We start from the raw sequence: 22896 nt of genomic DNA, 5'->3' as shown, positions 1-22896 counted from the left end.
GTTGGCGAGCTTAATTAACGTTCTACCCAGCCCAGCGTGCGACGAGCAAAGGCGTCGCGCATCAGCGGCAGGTTATTCATGGCGATCAGACCCAGATTGCGGCTGACGGCCAGCGCGGCATAGCGGTTAGCGAACAGCCTGATCAGTCCATCGGTGATCGCCACCGTGGTGTGTTGATCGGGCGTGCGCCGCTGTTGATAGCGGTTGAGTACCGTGTACTGGCCGATATCCTGTTGATTTTTTGCTGCGTCGACGAGGGTTTCCGCTAGCGACATCACATCGCGAATCCCCAGATTAAAGCCCTGTCCGGCAATCGGGTGCAACGTTTGCGCCGCATTACCCACCAGCGCCAGCCGATGGCTAATATGCTGGCTGGCGGTGAGTAAGCGCAGTGGATAGCTGTGGCGTTCGCCGATGTGGGTGAATTGGCCCAGACGCCAGCCAAAAGCCTGCTGTAATTGCTGGCGAAATTCGGCTTCGTTCCATCCATCGACCGCATGTTGACGGTGCTTATCATGGCACCAGACGAGCGAACAGCGACCATTGCTCATCGGCAAGAGCGCCAGCGGGCCGTGCGGGGTAAATCGCTCGAACGCGCGGCCGCGATGGGGTTCGGCAGTCGTCACATTAGCGATGGTCGCGATCTGATCATAATCATGCTGCTGCCATTGAATCCCGCAGGACTGCGACAGCATGGAGCGCGAACCGTCGGCAGCGATCAGCAGTTGACCCGTTAGCTCGGTGCCGTCGTCCAGCGCTAGCGTCGCATTATCCTGCGTCCGCGTGACGGCAACCACTTTGGCCGGGCAGTGCAGGCGCACGCCCGGAGCCTGTTGCAGCAGGGAAAACAGGCGTTGTCCGACGTCGTGCAGTTCAACCACATGGCCTAATGCCTGAACGTGATAGTCCGAGGCCTTCAGGTTCACCACGCTGGCGTGCCCGCGTTCGCTGACGTGAATGTCGGTTATCGCCGTTGCATTACCCGACAGCGCTTGCCAGATGCCCAACGCTGCTAGCTGCTGACGTGTGCCATCAGACAGCGCGAGGGCGCGTGCGTCAAAACCTGGGTGTTCCTTGTCGAGTGGCGAGTGTGCCTCGATCAGGTCAACCGAGATTGCACCCTGCGAAAGCCGCGATATTGCCAGCGCCAGCGTTGCGCCCGCCATCCCGGCACCGACAATCATGACCGCCATGCTGTTGTCCTTTGCAATTATGCCGTTGCCCTTTGAAAGGGCTGCTTAGTGTTGCTTGTCATGCTGTTGTGCCATGAGCGCTTCGATGGCATCCGCGTCTTTGATCACGCCAGCTGTCAGGTTTTCGTTGCCGTTTTCGGTGATCACGATGTTATCTTCGATACGTACGCCGATTCCCCGGTACTGCTGCGGCACTTTGGCATCGGGCGCGATGTAAAGACCCGGCTCGATGGTCAGAACCATACCCGGTTCAAGCGGACGGCCTCGGTCGGTGGTACCGTAATTGCCTACATCGTGCACGTCCAGACCCAGCCAGTGGCTGAGGCCGTGCATGAAGAACTGGCGATGTGCCTGCTCGGCAATTAACTCTTCCACTTCACCTTTCAGCACGCCGAGCTTGATAAGCCCGCTGACCATGATGCGTACCACTTCTTCGTTCACTTCACGGATGCTGCGACCCGGACCAAACAGTTCCAGCGCGCGCAACTGTGAGCGCAGCACGATGTCGTAAATGGCACGCTGTGGTGCGGTAAATTTACCGTTGACGGGGAAAGTGCGGGTAATGTCGCCAGCATAGCTTTTGTATTCACAGCCGGCGTCAATCAGCACCAGATCGCCGTCGCGCATTTGCGCTTCATTTTCGGTGTAATGCAGGATACAGGCGTTGTCACCGCTGCCGACGATGGTGTTGTAAGAAGGATAGCGCGCGCCGTGATGGGTAAATTCGTGATGAATTTCGCCTTCAAGCTGATATTCATACATGCCGGGGCGGCATTTCTGCATCGAGCGGGTGTGAGCCAGTGCGGTAATCTCACAGGCACGGCGCATCACGCTGATTTCAGCAGGCGATTTGAACAGGCGCATTTCATGCACCCAAGGGCGCCAGTCGGTCAGCGTAGCGGGGGCAGCAAAGCCCTGACGCGTACCGTTGCGCAAGGTATCCAGCGCGGCGAAGACCAGCTTGTCGGCATAATCGTATTGCCCTTGCGCGTGGTATACCACGTCCAACCCATTCAATAAGAGATGCAGCTGTGCGCCGATTTCGCCAAATGGCAGTGCGCGGTCAACGCCGAGTTTGGCTGGTGCCGCTTCCTGACCGAGACGACGACCAAACCAGATTTCGGCTGTCAGATCGCGTACGCGGTTGAAGATTACGCTGTGATGATGTTTTACATCGCTTTTTACCAGCAGCAGCACGGCTTCGGGTTCGTTGAAGCCGGTGAAATACCAGAAATCGCTATTTTGACGATAAGGATAGTCACTGTCGGCATTGCGCTGCGCTTCCGGCGCAGAAAAAATAATCGCCGCGCTGCCCGGTGCCATTTTTTCCAACAGACCCTGACGACGACGAAGAAATTCTTGTGGATTCATCACCTGCTCCTGAAAATAGTCCGTGCGGTTACCTTTCCCTTCGGCCTTGCATAAAAATCAATGCAGCGTCGGCTTTTGCTGCTCGGGCGCAGTCACAACGCGCTGGCTGGTAAATTCGATATGGCACAAAATGGCAGAAACGCGAACATGCTCAATCACTTCCTCCAGCGATTGCTCCAGTTCTTCCTGATCTTCATCTTCGTCGTAGCCAAGCTGTGCGATGTTGCGTAAATCTTCGATGGCTTCTTTCAGCTCGCCTTTGGCTTTGTTCAACTGCGGTTGAGCCACGCCCAGCCCAAGCAGGAAGTGATTGACCCAGCCTGCCAGTGCGTCGGCGCGATCGAACACGCTCACGTCATCCAGCGAGTCGTCCGGCAGGAAAAGCTGGAACAGAAAGCCATCCTCTTCCAACGCTTCACTCGTGGCCTGATACAGGTCCTGAAGCGGCTGTGACAGCGTCTGGGTAAACGCCATGCCTTCGTTAGTCAGTTCAAAAACCAGCGTTCTCCAACTGTCATCATGGTTTCCACCACACAGCATCCCGCTGATCAAACCGTGCATTTCTGCTGCGGTCAGCGCGACTTGCTGTTGGTGAAGCAGTTGGTCAAGGCCTTCATAGGCGGGAAGCGTATTCTCTATAGACATGCGGATTCGTCATCGTTGGCTGGATGGGTTCGTGCTATGCTACCACCAAGCTCCCTTTCGATACCAGAAAGGGCTTGTATCTTAGATCTCGGCTATATATAGTTGCGCCCGCTTTAACGAACCCGATGTAACGTGTAATGCTATGCAGCACGCGGGCGCAAGAACGACAAAAGGCAGGAAGGTGGTATGTCTGCACAACCAGTAGATATTCAAATTTTTGGCCGTTCGTTAAGAGTGAATTGCCCGCCAGAACAACAAGATGCGTTGAATCAGGCTGCGGAAGATCTTAACCAGCGGTTGCAAGATCTTAAAGTTCGCACTAGAGTCACAAACACTGAGCAACTGGTGTTTATTGCCGCGTTGAACGTGTGCCATGAATTGGCGCAGGAACGGGGTAAGACGCGTGATTATGCATCGAATATGGAACAGCGTATTCGTATGTTGCAGCAGACCATCGAACAGGCGTTGCTGGAGCAGGGCAAGATCACCGAACGTCAGGGCGCACAATTTGAATAACGTCATATTTTGACAAAAGTACGGTGTTTTTACGCGATAAGACGTGCTAAGGTTTATCGCGAGTAACGAATAAAATTTCTCTGAGATGTTTGTCAGCAGGCCAGTCCCCTGAGCCGATATTTAATACCAACAGAATGTAATGCTCTGCGGTTGGTGAGCAAGCTCGGTTCGTCCGAGAAGCCTTAAAACTGCGACGTTATGTTCACCTTGAACCAAGGGTTCAAGGGTTACAGCCTGCGGCGGCATCTCGGAGATCCCCTTTCTTTTATCATTCTTGACCCGTGGCGAATGCAGCCCATGTCATTTTCTGATCCATCTTCCTCGGCACTTCTCGATACGTCACTCTCCTCTACGACAGCATCGCGTCAGCAGATTCGTCAGGCTGTGCGGCAAAGTCGACGTTTACTGACGCCAGAGCAGCAGACGTACTTTGCACAACAGGCGTGTGAGCGCGTCATGGCGCACCCGAAAATCATACAGGCAGAGAGTGTGGCGGTATTTCTGTCATTTGATGGCGAACTGGATACGTCCCCGCTGATCCAACAGCTGTGGCAGCAGGGGAAACGTGTTTACTTGCCGGTCCTGCATCCGTTTCGCGCCGGATATCTGCTGTTCCTGCGCTATGCGCCGGACACTGAGCTGGTACGCAATCGTCTGAAGATTATGGAGCCGCGTCTGGATGTGCGTCAGGCGCTGCCGTTACCGCAGTTGGACGTCCTGCTGACGCCGTTGGTGGCGTTTGATCATCTAGGGCAGCGGCTTGGTATGGGGGGGGGGTTTTACGACCGTACTTTGCAGTATCGCAACCAGATGTCGCGTGGGCCTTATCCGATCGGTCTGGCTCACGATTGTCAGCAGGTTGACGCACTGCCAGTGGAAAGCTGGGATATTCCGTTGCCGGAAATTATTACCCCCTCCCGCCATTGGCAGTGGAACACGCGCTAGCTTTTGAGCGGTTCAGGCGAGCGATCGTGGCCCAACATCTGCTGTACCAATTCCACACAGTGCAGGAAACGCGAATCGTAGTCCGACTCTTTGATGTAAACGTACGGGATATTATTGTTAGCCAGCATCGTTTTCAGCAGATCCTGGAACTCCGAACGGGCGGTGGTGCTGCCTAAGCTACGCAGCCCATCGGCGACCCACGGCGTGTTGTTTTCCAGCAAAATCACCAGATCGAAGCGGTATTCATCGATCAGCGCCTGAACGAACGGGTGCTCACGCCCCTCGTATTTCTTGCAGAACGCCTGAGTGGTGACGAAATCGGTATCGATGAAGGCCACTTTATTGGCGTATTTCACTGCAAAATCAATGTACTGTGCCTGACCCAGCGCAATCTTGTCGTAGTCGGAATACTGCAACGCCATCTCGTCGCCACCCAGATGGGAGAACACGTAATCGCGGCCATATTCCCAGGCGCTGGTGGTGTTGAAGATATTCGCCAGCTTATTCACCAGCGTGGATTTACCGCTGGATTCGCCGCCAAGAATGGCAACGGTACGCACAAAGAACGGCTTCACTTCAGTCGGGATATAGTCCCAGTAACGGAAGGGATCGTGGCGAATCTGCGAACCGCTGATGTTCATAAAGGAGCGCTGCGGGTCGATCAGGACAGCCTCAATGCCCAGATGCTCGCGGTATTGTGCGGCATCCTGCTCTTCGCTGGTATAGACGAAATTCGGTGTGATGCTTTTTTCCTGCATAAACGCCTGAATCCCTTTGCTCCATACATCCCAGCCGTGCGGGTAAGGCTCCATTCCTTGCTCATTGAAGGCGTGAATATGAGTATTTTTCTGATACTTAAAGGTCTGTAGCAGCCAGCGCAGGCGGTCGCTGACGGTAGGCTGTTGTGACATCGAGCTGTTCTCAAACAGCAGGCGGTCGCGTGGTTCGTCGTAACCTAAAATGATATGCAGTTCATCGATCTGGCTGCAGGCACGCTGAATCAGATAAATGTGGCCAGTGTGTAGCGGATAGAACTTGCCGAAGACGACGCCAATGTTCTTTTCGTAGCGCGGGAATTCCAGTTCAAGAAAGCGATGCAGCGCTTCCAGCTTCTGTGCGCTAGGGCTTTTGATTTTGGCATTAAGTAATTGACTGAGATAGCCTTTGGTCATATCGGTCGCGTCAGCAACCTGCTGTAGGGTGCAACCCTTCTGCCGGATAGCGGATTTCAGGTAATCAAATGATGACATGGTGCAGCACTCTTGTTTAGCTTACTAAACAAAATACCACAGAACAGGACAACATCCGCTACGCTTTCATCCCCTGTTTAGCTCAGGATGGAAGGGGCGGATGGCCTTCTGTGGTCCGTTTAGAGATCGTCGAGGATTGCCAGCGCGTCGGCTAGCTTTTTCACACCGAACACTTGCATGCTGGCAGGGGCTTTCTTCGGCATATTGGCATGAGGAACGATGGCGCGTTTGAAGCCGTGCTTGGCGGCTTCGGTAATCCGTTCTTGTCCGCTTGGAACCGGGCGGATTTCTCCCGCCAGACCGACTTCACCGAAGATGACAAGATCCTGCGGCAGCGGGCGGTCGCGGAAGCTGGAGACCAGCGATAGCAGCAGCGCCAGGTCGGCACTGGTTTCGGTGACTTTAACGCCGCCGACAACATTCACGAACACATCCTGATCCGACATCTGCAAGCCGCCGTGGCGATGCAGCACTGCCAGCAGGATCGCCAAGCGGTTTTGCTCCAGCCCGACCGCGACGCGACGCGGGTTGGCCATCATCGACTGATCCACTAGCGCCTGAATCTCGACCAGCAGCGGACGCGTACCTTCCCACACCACCATGACCGAACTGCCGGACGTGATTTCGTCCCCACGGCTGAGGAAAATTGCCGACGGATTGCTGATCTCGCGTAGCCCCTGTTCCGTCATTGCGAATACGCCCAGTTCGTTAACGGCACCGAAACGGTTTTTATGGCTGCGCAGGGTACGGAAGCGGGAATCGGCATCGCCGTCCAGCAGCACGGAGCAGTCGATGCAGTGTTCCAATACTTTTGGCCCGGCGAGCGAACCGTCTTTGGTGACGTGGCCGACCATCACGATAGCAACGCCGCGCGTTTTAGCGAAGCGGGTCAGGTAGGCGGCGGTTTCACGCACCTGCGCCACGCTGCCGGGAGACGATTGAATATCGGCGAGATGCATGACCTGAATGGAGTCGATCACCATCAGCTTCGGCTGTTCCTGTTCGGCAATCAGGCAAATCTGTTCGATGCTGGTTTCCGACAGCATGTTGAGATTCTGAGTCGGCAGATTGAGGCGGTGTGCCCGCATTGCCACCTGCTGCAACGATTCTTCGCCGGTGACGTACAGGGTTTTCATGTTTTCTGACAGCTTGCAGAGCGTTTGCAACAGTAGGGTACTTTTACCCGCGCCGGGGCTACCGCCGATCAGAATGGCGCTGCCGGGAACGACGCCGCCGCCCAGAACGCGATCAAACTCCTGAAAGCCGGTAGAAAATCGCGGCAGAGCTTCAAGACTGATTTCCGAGAGCTTCTGTACCCGGCTGACGCCAGCGCTTTCGCCCGCATAGCCGGTGAGACGGTCGGAACGTGATACTGACGCCGAGGCCAGGCGGACTTCGGTAATGGTGTTCCAGGCATGGCAGGCACTGCACTGCCCTTGCCAGCGCGGGTAGTCAGCCCCGCATTCATTACATACAAATGCCCGTTTGACGGCTTTTGCCACGTATCACCTCCAACTGATTAACGCTTTTCGTGTCTCATACTGCCGCTAAGGATGCACAGCACGCCAGTCAGATCGGCATGACGGATGGTCACCGCAGACTGCTCATTGACCTTCGGTTTGGCGTGATAGGCAATACCTAAGCTGGCTACCTTGATCATCGGCAGATCGTTCGCGCCGTCACCGATGGCAACGGTCTGATGCATTGGAATTTCCAGCTTTTCCGCCAGCTGTTGTAGCGTGGTCGCTTTATATTTTGCATCGACAATCATGCCGATGACGTCGCCGGTCAGCTTGCCGTCTTGCATGCCTAATTCGTTGGCAACGGCGGCGATCAGACCTAACTCATCACGCAAATAATCGGCAAAGTAGGTAAAACCGCCCGATGCAATCGCGACGTGCCAGCCTGCTTCCTGAAGCTGGCTAACCATATTACGCAGGCCCGGCATCAGCGGCAGCGTTTTACGCACTGTTTGTAAAATATTGGCGTCGGCACCCTTTAATGTTCCTACGCGCTGTCGCAGGCTGTCAGCGAAATCCAGCTCGCCGCGCATCGCGCGTTCGGTGACTTCGGCTACCAACTCACCTGTACCCGCCAGTTTGGCGATTTCATCAATACATTCGATCTGAATCGCAGTGGAATCCATGTCCATCACCAGTAAACCCGGCGAACGCAGCGTTGGCGCGTTACGCATAGCCGCGACATCGATGCCTAGTTCGTGGGCCAGCTTGGTTGCGCGTGGTATCAGCGTGCCCGCTAAACGCACGACCTGATAATCGCCCACGTTCCAGGCGCTCACGATCACCATCGCGCTCCCCAGCTTACGCTGGTAGCGGGAAATCAGGTTCTTATCGAGGACGTCGCTGTAAATCAGCCAGCCAGTGTCGCCAGCGCGGTAGTCAAGCGGCATCACTTCGTCACCGCTCAGTGATAGTGGCAGTCCCGGCCAACAGTTGATCTCATTCGGGAGATCACGATAGGTCAGACTATTCGACATGGGGTAAATCCTCTGCTGGCAGTAGTGCGATAAAGTCGTGCGATAAAGAGGGATGCGGCGTCGACCAAACATATCCCTCCAAAAACTGGGCAACAAGCTATCCTATCGTCGGCGCTTCTGGCAACATGAAAGTATCCAAATCGTGTAAGGATTATCATGGTTCGCGCCCGGGTGAAATTTCGTCTACACCGCACGGCAATTGTGCTGATTTGCCTCGCTCTGCTAGTGGTATTAATGCAAGGTGCGTCCTATTTCAGTTTGAGCCACCAGATGGCGCGATCTGAACAGGTTGAAGATCTGGCACGTACGCTCTCCAGACAGGTGGCTTACAGCCTTTCTCCGCTGATGGGCAGCGTGGATGATAATAGTCAAAAAATTAATACCATCCTCAAACAGCTTACCGATCACAGCCGCATTCTGGATGCTGGCGTATATCAGCAGGACGGCTCGCTGGTGGCGCATATCGGTGAGCAAGTGCAACTGAGAGACCGGTTGGCGCTGGACGGCAATCGGGTCGGTAGCTACTTTAACCATCAACTGGTTCAGCCGATTGAGGGAAAAGAAGGGCCGATTGGCTTCCTGCGGATTACCTTAGATACCCATGTTCTGGCGACCGAAGCCAGACAGGTCGATAACACCACCAATATTCTGCGTCTGATGATTTTGCTTTCACTGGCTATCGGCATCATTCTGACCCGCACGCTCTTGCAGAATCGCCGTACTCGCTGGCAGCAGTCGCCTTATCTTCTTACGGCAAGTACGCCAGTGAAAGAAGAAGATGAGACCGAAAATGACACGCAGCCAGACAGTGGCGCGGTCGTGAAAAAAGACGGGGAAGAGAAAAGCCTCTGATGTGCTGACAGCCTAGTACTAAATAAACAGCAAGGCAGACGATAGAGCCCTGCCTTGCTGTTTATGCCATCACCGATTGTGTCTGCACGTTAAATCAGGGAAAATACTCGGCTACAGTTTATTTCCGCTTTGCCTGACGATCTGACATCGGTGTGTTGTTGACTTGATGCTGACGCCGGGTGGCTAACAAAAGAAACCTGAAAATCATGTCTCCAAGTGAATACGCCCGCGAAGTCTCCAAAAGAAGAACGTTCGCTATCATTTCTCACCCCGATGCCGGTAAAACCACGATTACCGAAAAGGTCCTGCTGTTCGGACAGGCGATCCAGACTGCCGGTACGGTAAAAGGGCGTGGTTCGAACCAGCATGCGAAATCCGACTGGATGGAGATGGAAAAACAGCGTGGTATCTCCATCACCACGTCCGTGATGCAGTTTCCCTACCGCGAATGTCTGGTTAACCTGCTGGATACCCCAGGGCACGAAGACTTCTCCGAAGATACCTATCGTACGCTGACGGCGGTGGACTGCTGCCTGATGGTGATCGACGCTGCAAAAGGGGTCGAAGATCGTACGCGTAAGTTGATGGAAGTCACTCGTCTACGCGACACCCCGATTCTGACGTTCATGAACAAACTTGACCGTGACATCCGCGATCCGATGGAAGTGCTGGATGAAGTCGAGAGCGAGCTTAAGATTGCCTGCGCGCCGATTACTTGGCCGATTGGCTGCGGTAAATTGTTCAAAGGCGTGTACCACCTTTATAAAGACGAAACCTATCTGTATCAGACCGGTAAAGGCCATACGATTCAGGAAGTGCGCATCGTTAAAGGGCTGGATAACCCGGAACTGGATACCGCCGTTGGCGAAGAGCTGGCTGCACAGCTGCGTGAAGAGCTGGAGCTGGTGCAAGGGGCGTCGCACGAATTTGAGCTGGACGCATTTCTGGCAGGTGAACTGACTCCGGTCTTCTTTGGTACGGCGCTGGGGAACTTCGGCGTTGACCATATGTTGGATGGGCTAATCGCTTGGGCTCCTGCGCCGATGCCGCGTAAAACGGATACCCGTGAAGTGACGGCGGCGGAAGAGAAATTCACCGGCTTTGTGTTCAAGATTCAGGCCAATATGGATCCGAAACACCGTGACCGCGTGGCGTTTATGCGCGTGGTGTCTGGGAGATATGAAAAAAGCATGAAGCTGCGTCAGGTGCGTACGGGCAAAGACGTGGTGATTTCAGACGCGCTGACCTTTATGGCGGGCGATCGTTCCCACATTGAAGAAGCCTACCCCGGCGATATCATCGGGTTACACAACCACGGCACTATCCAGATTGGTGATACGTTTACGCAGGGTGAAGACATGAAATTCACCGGTATCCCCAACTTTGCGCCGGAATTGTTCCGTCGTATCCGCCTGCGTGACCCGCTCAAGCAGAAACAGCTGCTTAAAGGGCTGGTACAGCTGTCTGAGGAAGGCGCGGTACAGGTTTTCCGTCCATTGACCAACAACGACCTTATCGTGGGTGCGGTCGGTGTGCTGCAGTTTGATGTGGTGGTTGCTCGTCTGAAAACGGAATACAACGTTGAGGCGATTTACGAGTCAGTGAACGTTTCTACCGCGCGCTGGGTTGAATGTAGCGATGTGAAGAAATTCGAAGAATTTAAGCGTAAGAACGAACAGCATCTGGCGCTGGATGGCGGCGATAATCTGGCCTATATCGCACCGACGATGGTGAACCTGAACCTGACGCGGGAACGCTATCCAGAAGTGAAGTTCCACCAAACGCGCGAGCATTAATTTTTTATTTTTATAATGACATGGATTGGTGGCGCTACGGTTTCATGAAAATCATCGTGACTGTAGCGTTTAAATCGTGACCATGTTGTTAAAATAATCATCACCCGGTTATGCTTGGCTTTCGGCCAAAATTACCGGGTGTTTTTATTTTTAAATGTATTTAAAACAATGTATTAGTATTGCTTTTCCCCTGCTGTGATTTCTCGTCTCGGTGCAACAGACAAATCTGAATTGCTGTGTACATTCCCTTGTTCCCCTGTGATTTTCCATTCTGTAGGCTATAGTTAACAGCGTGTTAACTGATTTAGCTTGTTCAACTGTTAGCGCAATTTAAGTTGGTTCATTATTTTTATTTGTTTCGCCTTTTCAATTCAATGCTCTGATTTTTTTATGCAAGTAGAGGGAATCATCTGAGTGTTGATAACGTCATTATCACCTTGATTTGCTGATGACGGTGCAGGCGTTAACGTGACCCAAATCGGTTATTTCGGGTTTATAGAAGAGCATAAGAAGGAAGACATCGATGAAAAAGACCAAATTGACACAATCGCTGATCGTAGTTGCTCTGGGTTTGATTCTGGCCGGCGGTGCCATGGCTGAGGAAACGTTAGGGCAGAAAGTAGAACGTATCGCGGACACAACTGGTGCAAAAATCGATAGCTCCGCTAATAAAGCCTCTGGCTACGTCAGTGACAGCGCTATCACAGCAAAAGTGAAGAGTGCGTTGTTGGAAGACAAATCGATTACCAGCAGCGACATTTCCGTTGAAACATCAAATGGCGTCGTTACGCTGAGCGGCTTTGTCGGTAGTCAGGAATTGAGCACCCGTGCGGTGCAAATCGCTACGCAGGTTGAGGATGTGCAGTCTGTCAGCGACAAATTGCAGGTGAAAGATTCCCAATCACAATCGGTTGGTGCTTATGCCGATGATGCAGTGATTACCAGCACGATTAAAGCCAAACTGCTGGCAGATGACATTGTTCCGTCTCGTAAAGTGAAAGTCGAAACGCAGGCTGGCGTCGTGCAGCTGAGCGGCGAGGTGGACAGCAAAGCGCAGTCCGACCGAGCTGAAAGTATTGCGAAGGCCGTTGACGGCGTGAAAAGCGTTAAGAACGACCTGGCAGTGAAATAACCATCGCCATACCGTACAGGGTTATCCGTAGTCGCGGATAACCCTACCTAATCCGCACAATAAAACACCACTTGTGGATACGCAGTCAGGACGCAAGAAGCGCGTCAGGATGACCACCATGATTATTTTTCATTTTTGTCTGGTAAGGAGAGCGTATGTTTCGTTGGGGCATTATATTTTTAGTCATTGCACTGATCGCGGCAGCACTGGGTTTCGGCGGATTGGCCGGTACAGCAGCTGGCGCGGCGAAAATCGTCTTTGTGGTCGGTATTATTCTGTTTCTGGTTAGCTTGTTTACGGGTCGAAAACGGCCGTAGCACAGCACATTCCTTCATTCTTTCTCCATAGAAAGAAATGTCATACAGAGCACACAGCCGCGCCACGCGGCTGTCACATTTTACCGGCACACTATCTTCTACTGACACTACCCGCGTATTTGCTGCATTTCGACAGTTTATCAGGAGGGTTATGATGAATAGCGATATCGTTGTTGGCAAATGGAAACAGTGGAAAGGGAATTTCCTGGCGCTGTGGGCCGACTGGTTTGACAGCGACTGCGCCTGGCTGGAAGGGAGTAACGATTACCTGTCCGGCGTCTTGCAAGAGGGTTACGGAAAAGCGCACGAAGAGGTATCCTCAGAAAAAACCACGTTACACTGAGGCCTCACCGTAACGACAAGTCCGATTCTGCCATGAGGCTTTGGCAGGATAGTTCTTGGGCGTAGATTAGGTCGCCTCGTCTTGACGGGCCTAATTTTGACGGAGAGAAGCAACGTGCTTTCTGAACGACACCGCTTTATCGATACCCACTGTCATTTTGATTTCCCCCTATTCTATGATGATGCACCGGAAAGCTTGCGGCTGGCGCAAGACGCTGGCGTTGAACGCATCATTATTCCGGCTGTGGCTTCTCAGCATTTTGAACGCGTGTTGACGCTCTCTCGCACCTACTCTCCGCTTTACGCCGCATTGGGCCTTCACCCGCTTTATATCGCTGAACATCAGGAAAGCGACCTGCTCCGTCTGGAAGAGGAACTGCGCCAGCTACCTGTAAAGCTGGTGGCGGTGGGGGAGATTGGGCTGGACCTCTATATGCCGGAACCGCAGTTTGAGCGGCAGCTTACCTTTCTTGAGGCTCAGCTTCGGCTGGCGAAAAAATACGACCTCCCGACGATCCTGCACTCGCGACGCAGTCACGACAGGCTGGCGCAATTACTCCGCCGTATCGACGTGCCACGTACCGGCGTGGTTCACGGGTTTGCAGGCAGCCTGGCGCAGGCGCAGGCCTTTATCCGGCTGGGCTATTACATCGGCGTAGGGGGAACCATTACCTATGACAGAGCGAATAAAACGCGTCAGGCGATCGCACAGCTGCCGTTAGATCGGCTGTTGTTGGAAACTGATGCACCTGATATGCCGATGAGTGGCTATCAAGGACAACCCAACCGACCCGAGCGTATTTCGTGCGCGTTTCAAACGCTGTGTGAGTTACGTACAGAATCGCCTGAAGAGATTGCCGAGGCGCTGTTGCAGAATTCGTTCAGGCTGTTTGGACGGCTTACCCCGTCATAACGCTGAGAGTGTTACGACGCTATCCGTTACACCACAGCCATTCCCCCAAGTGGAAGAATCTTTGCTTCCGCTTTTCTCTTATTTCTGTGCAACAACGAACATAACCGTCATTTCGATTTCATATACCAACCATGAAATTGTGATGGAGATCACCTTTCAGTGTTTTGGACTGTTCGATGTTGTATGTATTTGTGACATAAGTTAGCGACCATTATCGGCCTGTCTTTATACTCGGTTCCCCAGAACGAGCTTACTGTTCTGGCGAAACGATTTTTATTATGCTCTCACTTTTTTCACGCGTTATAGGGAACTGCACATGCAACTCGTTATGAGTCTCATCGGCATGATTGTTCTGATTTTGTTTGCGGTTATGCTGTCCAATAATCGTAAAGCTATCAGATTGCGCACCGTAGCTGGTGCTTTCATTCTTCAGATCGGTATCGGTGCACTGGTGCTGTATGTACCAGTAGGGCGCAAAATTCTGGAGGGTATGACGGGCGGTGTAGCAAACGTTATCGCCTACGGAAACCAAGGGGTTTCGTTTATTTTTGGCGGTCTGGTTTCCGACAAAATGTTCGAAGTATTTGGCGGTGGCGGCTTTGTCTTTGCCCTCCGCGTGTTGCCCGTTATTGTCTTTTTCTCCTCTCTTATTGCTGTGCTGTATTACATGGGCGTCATGCAGTTTGTTATTCGACTGCTGGGCGGTGGATTACAAAAACTGTTGGGAACATCCCGAACCGAATCGCTCTCTGCTACGGCTAACATCTTTGTTGGCCAGACAGAAGCGCCGCTGGTGGTGCGTCCGTATATTAACAACATGACGCAATCAGAACTGTTCGCTGTGATGTGTGGCGGTTTGGCTTCTATCGCAGGTTCGGTGATGGCAGGCTATGCCCAGATGGGCGTACCGCTGGAATACCTGATCGCTGCGTCCTTCATGGCTGCACCAGGTGGGTTGCTGTTCGCCAAACTGATGGTGCCGGAAACGGAAAAAACGCATGACCACGAAGATATGCTTGGGTTTGTCGACGAGAATGATCGTCCAGCAAATGTGATTGATGCGGCGGCAAGTGGGGCTGCCTCTGGTATGCAACTGGCGCTGAATGTGGGCGCGATGCTATTGGCATTTGTCGCATTAATTGCATTATTGAACGGCATTCTGGGCGGTATTGGTGGTTGGTTTGACTATCCGAACTTGTCGTTGGAACTGATTCTGGGCTGGTGTTTTGCGCCCGTTGCATACCTGATTGGTATTCCTTGGAGCGAAGCAGCGGTTGCTGGTTCGTTTATTGGCCAAAAACTGATCGTCAACGAATTCGTTGCTTACATGAGTTTCAGTGAATATCTGAAACCGGATGACGTGGTACAGGCTGCGGGCTTGCAGGTTCTTTCGGATCATACCAAAGCTGTGATTTCGTTCGCACTGTGTGGCTTTGCTAACCTTTCCTCTATTGCTATTCTTATTGGAGGTTTGGGCAGTATGGCACCAAGCAGACGGCAGGATATTGCCCGCTTTGGTTTGAAGGCAGTTGCGGCAGGCGCGCTTTCTAACCTGATGAGCGCCTGCATCGCTGGGTTCTTTTTGGCTTTGTAGCTCTTTCTGACTATGTAGTGCCAGGCTTTGTAGATGTAAACAGGCTATAGGGATGATGTGCGGTGAAAGTCGCCCATTGTTCGTTTAACGCCCTGCTTTATTTCGGGTTTAGGCGTGGTCTACGCGATGTTTACCGAGTGTGGGTGCGATTCGCTTACCTGAGTGGAGTAACATGCTTTCTGCTTTTATTGATGATGTTGAATGGATTACTTTTCCACGGGCAACGGATGGTGCCGCCTACCCAGGTATTACTGCTCGCTGCCATTTCCATTTGTCCGCCTACGACGACGCGCTTTTTGCCGAGGCGAACATTCCTTTCTCCGACGCGCTAGAGCGTGCCGTGCCGAAACGACGTGCCGAATTTCTGGCTGGACGCTGTGTGGCCAAACACGTGTTGAACAAGCTGGAACACCCTGGCTTTGTTCTGCATAGCGGGGAAGACCGCTCGCCGCAGTGGCCGGGCAATATTGCCGGTTCGCTGAGCCATAACAAAGACAGCGTGCTCTGCGCCGCCCATTTACGGAGCGATGCGCTATCGTGCGTGGGGGTGGATATCGAAGGATTTATGTCCGACGAGCGTGCGCAGTCGCTGTGGCCCGGCATCATTGGCGATGAAGAGTTCCAATGGTTTCAGGAGCGGGAAGAAGCATTTAGCTGTTTACTGACGATCGGCTTCTCGGCGAAGGAGAGCCTGTTTAAGGCGCTTTACCCGCAGGTCCGGCACTATTTCGATTTTCTGGACGCCAGACTGGTGGCGCTGGATATCACCAAACGCGAGTTCGAGCTGGAACTGCTGACCGATCTGACGCCAACGTTTTATGCCGGACGCCGTTTTAAGGGCGCGTATCTGTTAAGAGAGTACGACGTCACCACGTTTCTCTGCTGCTAAAAAAGCCCGCGTTAGCGGGCTCAGAGCGATTAATGAGAACGTATCGGCATTAGAACTTATAGCTCACGCCGCCATACACCGTACGCCCAGACAGGAAGTAGTCGTTATTGGTGGCAACGTAGTCCCGTTTTTCGTTAGTCAGGTTTGTGAGGCCCAGTTTCAGATCCACGTTTTTGACTGGCGTATAGGTGGCACCGATATCCACGGTATTAAAGCCGCGTGTCTTGCTGACTTCTTTATCAAACAGATACTGGTTACCCGTGTACTGGTAAGAAATATAGGTTGATAAGTTATCTAGCGTCTGCCAGTTCAGCTGTGTGTTAACCGTATTTTTCGGTGTTTGCTTCAGACGCATTCTGGTGGTGCGGTCTTCAGCATCGACGATGGTCCAGTTGGTGGTCCAGTTTAAGTCATCTGTCACATCGACCCAGAATGAGGTTTCAATACCCTGAATCCGTGCTTTATTGACGTTTTCGTAAGTGAGACGTGTAGCGACTCTGTCCCAAGTCTGGACCTGAATCATGTCTTTAATATCGTTATTAAATAGCGTAACGCCTGCACCAAAGCGTTCGGCTTCATAAGCGGTGCCAATTTCATAACTGATTGACGTTTCGGGTTTCAGATCAGGGTTACCCACCGTCTGGCAACGGCCACGGCAGGCTGCGATGGCATACGACTCAGATGACTGTGCAATTGATGGGGCTTTAAACGCTTTGCTTACGCCGCCTTTTATCACCCAGTTGTCGGTGAGGCTATAGGTAGCGTAAGCGCGCGGACTGAATTCTGTACCGTACGTCTCATGTTTGTCGACACGCCCACCGAAGGTTAATGCCAGATCGGCAAGTTTGAACTCATCTTGCAGGAAGAGTGCTCCCTGGCTCACGTCAATGGTGCCGTTAGGCAGATTCATGCTGTGTTTCAGTGAGGTTAGACGGTATTCTCCGCCACCGGTTAGCAGATGGTCGCCCAGATAACCAGAAACCTGTCCATCAACGGTATGGTTGTCCTGCGTAATATCTGCTTTGCCATTATTGAGCTGGGAATTATCCATCAATTCCACATTTTCATAGAAGTAGCGCAGACGCGTATCGGCGTTATCCCAACTGCCGTTGTGCGTTAACCCCAGTCCCAGTCGCTCCATTTTTTGGATGTTACGCACCGCAGTACCATAGTTATTCCAATGCACATCACGGTCATCTTTGGTATATGTTACGTCAAAATCCAGACTCTGTTGGGAATCAAGCAGCCACGTCAGGTTTCCTATTACGTTGTAATTATCGCGTTTCTCCAGCGCATCGGTATTCTGATTGATCGACTGTTCCGTTTTCCATGCGTCACGTTTTCCGCCATCGGCTAGCAGGCTTCCCAGTAGCGTATTCTCTATCAGTGGACCGCTGATATAACCGTTCAGACGGTTATGATCGCCGCCAGAACCTTCTGTTGGTGCTTCAAAGTTATAACCAATTTCGCCTTTGAGGTCGTTACCTGGTTGTTTCAGGATGACGTTAACAACGCCGCCTAACGCATCGGCACCGTACAGCGAAGACATCGGGCCACGAATGACTTCGACACGATCGATGGCGGAGATAGGAATCGCACTCAGATCGAAATCGTTCCCCATGTTGCCTGCAAGCGCATCACGGGAATTAACCCGACGGCCATTGATGAGCAACAGCGTGTAGTCTGCCCGCATGCCACGGATTTTTATTTCATTACGGCCATAGCTGGTAGAGGGATTGATGTTAATGCCCGGCAGCTTTTTTACCGCGTCGGTAACGTTATTCACCGACATCTTTTCCAGCTCGGCGCGGGTGATGACAGAAACGCTAGCGGGGGCGCTTAGTGTGGTGTGTTTCGTCTGTGTTGCTGTCACGACGATTTTTTCATCTGCCGCGTTTTCTGCCTGTACAAGTGCAGGCAGTGCCAGTAATCCGGTCATCAGCAGGGCGTGATACACCTTGCTGTGTGGAAAATGATGATATGAAAAACGACTTTCCGGTTTTAGCTGCATGTCAAAGACCCCATCAAAGAGTGGAAAAATATCCCCGTAAATAGCGCGTTGTATTGCGTATATCGCCGACCCATTCGCTGCCGATCGGTTTATTGCCCTGTATACCCGTCATACTTCAAGTTGCATGTGCGTTGGCTGCGTTCACTCACCCGAATCACTTACCTGAGTAAGCTCATCGGGATTCCTTCTCTTGCCGCCTGCCTGAAACTCGAATTATTTAGGGTGTAATCTGTGCAGGCTGGCGTGCGGCCATCTTTCGGCTGCGTTCAGCCAACTGCGGAATCAGGCGCAGGGTCAGCAGCATGGCGGCCAGTGCGAATACGGCGCTGGCGATAGCGAGCTGTGAGAAGCCGTCAATTTTTCCCTCGGCAGAGGTGCTCAGATAAGCGGCAGACGCGACGCTGGCAAGCCCTGACGCTACGTTGGCCGCAGTTCCCTGATAGGACATAAACGCGGCGCGCTGATGCGGTAGCGGAATACCCGCAGTAATCGCCAGCGTGCTGCTGGAGCGGGCTGCGCTAAGCGCCATGAACAGGGTGAACACCAGATACAGGGAAAGTGAAAAAGGCAAAACGAAACCGCAGAGAATCACAACGGCCAGCAGCAGCGTCGTGACGACAATCGTCCGGCTGGCATATCCCCGATCTAACAGATTGCCGCACAGCTGCATGGTCACCATGCTTGCCAGTCCACCGCAGAGATAGAGCAGGGAAATATCATCTCGTGGGAAAGCCAGATTGAACTGAAAGTAGTTCGAAAAATGCGGGATCAGCAGGAAATGACCGAACATTTGCAGCGACATGATCGTCAGCCCCAACAGGAAAAGCGGGGATGCTAGCAGTTCATGTAATACCGAAGCGGGTGCTGTCGTGGGCGAAGAACCTTGCTGAGCCCGGTGCGTCGGCGGCATTGACGGAAAGCGCCACAGCACCAACAACACCAGCAGCAGGCCGCCAAGGCCGAAAGTATAAAACGGTGCCTGCCAGTTAATACGGTGCGCCAACTCCAGCGACAGCGGCATGATGACAATCGCCGCGAGCGAAAAGCTCATGCCGACATAGGCCAACTGCTTTCCGCGCTCGTTGGCCGGCACAATATCGACAACCGCCGCCATCAAGACACCGGATGCCGGCCCGGCCACGCAGCCCGCCAGAATAAACAGCAGTAGAAGATGGGTTTGACTGGTGGCAAACATGCAGGCAGCCGTCAGGCCAAAGCGTAGCGTTAGCAGGACGATCAGGGCATGTTTACGGTTAAATCTGTCCAGATAGGGAGCGGCGAGGAAACCGACAATGGCAGAGGCAAACGTTGCGCCGCCGCTAATGTAGCCGATGTTCTTGGCATCCATCGACAGCGCGCTGATGAAATCGGGGCCTAACGGCATCACCATCATCAGGCTACCGAGGGAAAGCATGTTAATTAGCAACGCCAGGTGCACAACAGATCGGGTGTGCGGGCGGTACATGCTTTCATCCATGACAGGCTCACATTTAGACACAGTTAGTAAAATATTTGCGCAGTCTAGCGTAGCTTAATTTCCATGACAACAAATGATAAGTATTTTCATTATCATTTGTGATGTGGGTTTTATAATCAATACATTCCTGTTGCTAACTATTATCCGTTCTGAAACATACACAAAAAAATTGATTAACATCAATTTAACCCCTAATTACTGGGCGTGAATTACCATTCTGTGGAAGGATTGACCGAACACGTTACTTCAGTGTAATTTAACTGCGCTTAATATAAATGATAATGATTTTAATAATCATTGGTATTTAATTTGCGAGCGCAGGAGCTGTCTTGTGGATACACTGATTACAGAAACTGAAGCATCTAGCGGGCTAACCTATTCGGAACAAACCGCTTTTTTATATGCATCGGAACACCGAAGCCTTTCTACTTCTGGCTTATTTGAACGTATTTCTTCCCCTGTTTGTGTTCCAGGCTCGCACGATGACAGGCTTAGCCCTGCAATCGCGCAGGCATTCCAGCGAGCGCGCCAGGCAGGGCAGTCGCTGCCTATTGTTGTGGGGGCGATTCCCTTTGATACCACGCAACCGTCTTGTCTCTATATCCCTGATAGTTATACCGTTACGACGAAGTCTGAACTCGTTAGCCGTGCCCGTAAGCACACGGCTGCGGGCCCAACCGCGTTAACGTTAAACAGCGTCCCGGACGAATGTCAGTTCAAGTCCATCGTGGCAGAGGCCGTTGAGCGTTTCCGCCGTGGTGAACTGAGCAAAGCGGTGCTGTCACGCATTCTAGACATTGAGCTAGCGAGCCCCGTTAAGGCGCAAACGATCCTCAATAACCTGATGGTGCAGAACGCGGGTGGCTATCACTTCTCACTGCCGCTGCCGGATGGTTCGGTCTTGCTAGGTGCTAGCCCGGAACTGCTGCTGCGTAAGCAGGGGAACGTCATTGTCTCTAATCCGCTAGCGGGATCGGCGCGACGAATGAACGATGAACATCTGGATTACCTGAACAGTCAGCGCCTGCTGAAATCGGGTAAAGACAAGCATGAGCATAGGCTGGTGGTGGACGACATCCGCCAACGCCTGATGCCGCTGTGCGCGTCGTTAACGATTCCATCGGTCCCTTCGCTGATGCACACCGCCTCCATGTGGCACCTGTCTACCGCTATCCGCGGTGAACTGGCGAACCCAGAAATGACGGCGCTTCAGGTCGCCTGCCAGCTCCATCCGACCCCCGCACTGTGTGGCTTCCCCACGCAGGAAGCGCGCCAGTTGATCGCTGAACTGGAACCGCACGATCGTGGCGTATTCAGCGGCATCGTCGGCTGGTGTGATGCCAACGGCGATGGTGAATGGGCGATAGCGATTCGCTGCGGCACCATCAAACACAACAAAGTCCGCCTGTTTGCCGGCGCGGGCATTGTTGAGGCGTCTGTCCCCGAGGATGAATGGGCTGAAACCGCCGCCAAATTAAACACGATGCTGAATGCGTTTGGGCTTAACTCAGGTGTGGATGGACTATGAGTATTGAATTTACGCCCTGGCCAGAGGAACTGGCACAGCGTTATCGCGACAAGGGATACTGGGTCGGTCTGCCGTTGACGGATGCCTGGGAGCGCCATCTGGCGACGCAGCCCGACGCCGTTGCGGTGGTGTGCGGCGAGCGCGAGTGGAGCTATCGGGAACTGGATCGACAGTCTTCCGCACTGGCATCGCGCCTGACGGAAAGCGGCCTGCGCTGTGGCGACACCGCGCTGGTACAGTTGCCGAACGTGGCCGAGTTTTATCTGACCTTTTTTGCGTTGCTGAAAATGGGCGTCGCGCCGGTTAACGCCCTGTTCAGCCATAACAAGCTGGAGCTGCTGTCGTACGCCACGCAGATCGAACCGCGCTTACTGATCGCCTCGGCTGAACATTCGCTGTTCGGCAACGGTGAATTTCTGGATCGGCTACAGACGCAGGTTCCCCGCCTGCAAACGGTGGTGATACTCGGCGACAGCCCGCTGGGGCACAGTCTGTCAGACTGGTTGCAGCCGCGCGCATCAACCAGCCAGTATCAGCCTTCTGCGTCGGGGCAGGTCGCTTTCTTCCAGCTTTCTGGCGGCAGTACCGGCACGCCGAAGCTGATTCCCCGCACTCATGACGATTATTACTACAGCGTGCGCCGCAGCGTGGAAATTTGCGAGCTGACGCCACACACCCGCTACCTGTGTGCCTTGCCCGCCCCGCATAACTTCCCGTTAAGTTCGCCCGGTTCACTCGGCGTGTTTTACGCCGGTGGACGCGTCGTGCTGGCACCGGATCCGGGGGCGATGACCTGCTTCCCGCTGATCGAGCTCCATCAGATCGATATTACCTCGCTGGTGCCGCCCGCCGCTGCGCTGTGGATCCAGGCAGCCGAACAGTTTGGTGGCGCACTGCGTAGCCTGAAGATCTTGCAGGTGGGCGGTGCGAAGCTGAGTGAAACCGTCGCCCGTCGTATTCCGGCGGTATTGGGCTGTCAGCTACAGCAGGTGCTCGGCATGGCGGAAGGGTTGGTGAATTACACCCGACTGGACGACAGCGACGAGCACACGTTCACGACGCAAGGCTATCCGATGAGCCCAGATGATGAAGTAAAGGTGTTGGACATCGACGGTAATCCGGTGCCGAGAGGCGAAGCGGGACTGCTGGCAACGCGCGGTCCATATACCTTCCGCGGCTATTACCGCAGCCCGGAACACAACGCCCGCGCCTTCGACAGCGAAGGTTTCTACCACTCGGGCGATGTGGTGCAGATGACCGAAGATGGCTATTTGCGTGTGGTCGGGCGGGAAAAAGATCAGATTAACCGAGGCGGTGAAAAGATTGCTGCGGAAGAGATCGAAAACCTGCTGCTCAAGCATGACGGCATTCTTCATGCCGCGCTGGTGTCCATGCCTGATCCGATTATGGGCGAAAAGAGCTGCGCTTTTCTGGTGGTTAGCGATCTCTCGCTGAAAGCCATCACGTTAAGAAAATATCTTCGCAATCAGGGTATTGCTGAATTCAAACTGCCGGACCGCTTCGAGATGATCGATACCTTGCCCGTTACGCCGGTCGGCAAGATTGATAAGAAATCACTTCGTCAGCGCATTCAGACCCAACTTAGCACTCAAAATAAATAAGGATTT

20 protein-coding genes and 1 other RNA gene are annotated in these 22896 nt (G+C 53.2%); 13 read left to right on the top strand and 8 right to left on the bottom strand.

Features of this window, described 5'->3' with window-relative positions; genetic code table 11:
- Positions 1–14: 14 nt before the first annotated feature.
- From ubiH to LOZ86_RS19120, 3 genes are read right to left on the bottom strand one after another with little or no spacing between them, the layout of a single operon-like run.
- Positions 15–1193: a 2-octaprenyl-6-methoxyphenyl hydroxylase gene (ubiH, locus tag LOZ86_RS19130; protein WP_039481793.1), complete on the bottom strand. Its 1179-nt coding sequence runs from the start codon at positions 1191–1193 to the stop codon at positions 15–17.
- Positions 1194–1238: 45 nt separating this feature from the next.
- Complete coding sequence (gene pepP / locus LOZ86_RS19125) at positions 1239–2564, bottom strand: Xaa-Pro aminopeptidase (protein WP_039481790.1); 1326 nt, start codon at positions 2562–2564, stop codon at positions 1239–1241.
- Between the two features lie 57 nt (positions 2565–2621).
- The gene (locus tag LOZ86_RS19120) at positions 2622–3209 is read right to left on the bottom strand and encodes a YecA/YgfB family protein (protein ID WP_039481789.1); all 588 of its coding nucleotides are present in this window, start codon (positions 3207–3209) and stop codon (positions 2622–2624) included.
- A gap of 186 nt (positions 3210–3395) precedes the next feature.
- Between LOZ86_RS19120 and zapA the strand changes: the two genes are divergently transcribed.
- The 3 genes from zapA to LOZ86_RS19105 all read left to right on the top strand — a co-directional run bounded on the left by zapA (position 3396) and on the right by LOZ86_RS19105 (position 4670).
- The gene (gene zapA / locus LOZ86_RS19115) at positions 3396–3725 is read left to right on the top strand and encodes a cell division protein ZapA (protein ID WP_010284667.1); all 330 of its coding nucleotides are present in this window, start codon (positions 3396–3398) and stop codon (positions 3723–3725) included.
- Positions 3726–3799: 74 nt separating this feature from the next.
- A non-coding RNA gene (gene ssrS / locus LOZ86_RS19110) (6S RNA) lies at positions 3800–3983 on the top strand.
- Between the two features lie 39 nt (positions 3984–4022).
- Entirely contained in the window at positions 4023–4670 is a 648-nt protein-coding gene (locus LOZ86_RS19105) for a 5-formyltetrahydrofolate cyclo-ligase (RefSeq protein WP_039481787.1), read from the top strand.
- Here the strand turns inward: LOZ86_RS19105 and nadR are convergent.
- From nadR to serB, 3 genes are all read right to left on the bottom strand, one after another.
- Complete coding sequence (gene nadR / locus LOZ86_RS19100) at positions 4667–5920, bottom strand: multifunctional transcriptional regulator/nicotinamide-nucleotide adenylyltransferase/ribosylnicotinamide kinase NadR (RefSeq protein WP_039481785.1); 1254 nt, start codon at positions 5918–5920, stop codon at positions 4667–4669. The two genes, LOZ86_RS19105 and nadR, sit on opposite strands and share 4 nt — an antisense overlap.
- 119 nt (positions 5921–6039) lie before the next feature.
- Positions 6040–7422 (bottom strand): DNA repair protein RadA, encoded by a 1383-nt coding sequence (radA, locus tag LOZ86_RS19095; RefSeq protein ID WP_039481782.1) that lies wholly within the window; start codon positions 7420–7422, stop codon positions 6040–6042.
- A gap of 17 nt (positions 7423–7439) precedes the next feature.
- On the bottom strand, positions 7440–8417 hold the full coding sequence (serB, locus tag LOZ86_RS19090) for a phosphoserine phosphatase (RefSeq protein WP_039481779.1): 978 nt from the start codon (positions 8415–8417) through the stop codon (positions 7440–7442).
- Between the two features lie 156 nt (positions 8418–8573).
- Here serB and LOZ86_RS19085 point away from each other — a divergent pair, with 156 nt between their 5' ends.
- The 8 genes from LOZ86_RS19085 (at position 8574) to LOZ86_RS19050 (ending at position 16252) form a co-directional block, all read left to right on the top strand.
- Entirely contained in the window at positions 8574–9269 is a 696-nt protein-coding gene (locus LOZ86_RS19085) for a YtjB family periplasmic protein (protein ID WP_039481775.1), read from the top strand.
- Between the two features lie 206 nt (positions 9270–9475).
- Positions 9476–11065 carry a peptide chain release factor 3 gene (prfC, locus tag LOZ86_RS19080; RefSeq protein WP_039481772.1) on the top strand — a complete coding sequence of 530 codons (1590 nt, stop codon included), beginning with the start codon at positions 9476–9478 and terminating at the stop codon, positions 11063–11065.
- 523 nt (positions 11066–11588) lie between these two features.
- A complete protein-coding gene (gene osmY / locus LOZ86_RS19075; RefSeq protein WP_161546668.1) occupies positions 11589–12197 on the top strand; it encodes a molecular chaperone OsmY in 609 nt (202 codons plus the stop codon).
- 155 nt (positions 12198–12352) lie between these two features.
- Positions 12353–12514 carry a DUF1328 domain-containing protein gene (locus tag LOZ86_RS19070; RefSeq protein WP_003019081.1) on the top strand — a complete coding sequence of 54 codons (162 nt, stop codon included), beginning with the start codon at positions 12353–12355 and terminating at the stop codon, positions 12512–12514.
- A gap of 154 nt (positions 12515–12668) precedes the next feature.
- The gene (locus tag LOZ86_RS19065; RefSeq protein WP_010284712.1) at positions 12669–12857 is read left to right on the top strand and encodes a CsbD family protein; all 189 of its coding nucleotides are present in this window, start codon (positions 12669–12671) and stop codon (positions 12855–12857) included.
- A 114-nt stretch (positions 12858–12971) separates the two neighbouring features.
- Positions 12972–13769: a TatD family hydrolase gene (locus LOZ86_RS19060; RefSeq protein ID WP_039481764.1), complete on the top strand. Its 798-nt coding sequence runs from the start codon at positions 12972–12974 to the stop codon at positions 13767–13769.
- Between the two features lie 316 nt (positions 13770–14085).
- The gene (locus tag LOZ86_RS19055) at positions 14086–15363 is read left to right on the top strand and encodes a NupC/NupG family nucleoside CNT transporter (protein ID WP_039481762.1); all 1278 of its coding nucleotides are present in this window, start codon (positions 14086–14088) and stop codon (positions 15361–15363) included.
- Positions 15364–15535: 172 nt separating this feature from the next.
- Positions 15536–16252 carry a 4'-phosphopantetheinyl transferase family protein gene (locus tag LOZ86_RS19050; RefSeq protein WP_039481759.1) on the top strand — a complete coding sequence of 239 codons (717 nt, stop codon included), beginning with the start codon at positions 15536–15538 and terminating at the stop codon, positions 16250–16252.
- 49 nt (positions 16253–16301) lie between these two features.
- On the opposite strand, the gene LOZ86_RS19045 is transcribed toward LOZ86_RS19050, so the two are convergent.
- Positions 16302–18263, bottom strand: coding sequence for a TonB-dependent receptor domain-containing protein (locus tag LOZ86_RS19045; RefSeq protein ID WP_039481756.1), 1962 nt, complete (start codon positions 18261–18263; stop codon positions 16302–16304).
- Between the two features lie 217 nt (positions 18264–18480).
- The gene (locus LOZ86_RS19040; protein ID WP_080728036.1) at positions 18481–19728 is read right to left on the bottom strand and encodes an MFS transporter; all 1248 of its coding nucleotides are present in this window, start codon (positions 19726–19728) and stop codon (positions 18481–18483) included.
- A 343-nt stretch (positions 19729–20071) separates the two neighbouring features.
- Here LOZ86_RS19040 and LOZ86_RS19035 point away from each other — a divergent pair, with 343 nt between their 5' ends.
- The gene (locus LOZ86_RS19035; protein ID WP_039481752.1) at positions 20072–21268 is read left to right on the top strand and encodes an isochorismate synthase; all 1197 of its coding nucleotides are present in this window, start codon (positions 20072–20074) and stop codon (positions 21266–21268) included.
- A complete protein-coding gene (locus tag LOZ86_RS19030; protein ID WP_039481749.1) occupies positions 21265–22890 on the top strand; it encodes a (2,3-dihydroxybenzoyl)adenylate synthase in 1626 nt (541 codons plus the stop codon). The genes LOZ86_RS19035 and LOZ86_RS19030 overlap by 4 nt, the downstream gene beginning before the upstream one ends.
- The last annotated feature ends 6 nt before the right edge of the window (positions 22891–22896 follow it).

Origin of the sequence: Pectobacterium parvum (genome assembly GCF_020971565.1) — a bacterium.
GTDB lineage: Bacteria > Pseudomonadota > Gammaproteobacteria > Enterobacterales > Enterobacteriaceae > Pectobacterium > Pectobacterium polare.
Note: the sequence above shows the minus strand (reverse complement) of the source record. Positions and strands in the feature narration are given on the sequence as shown.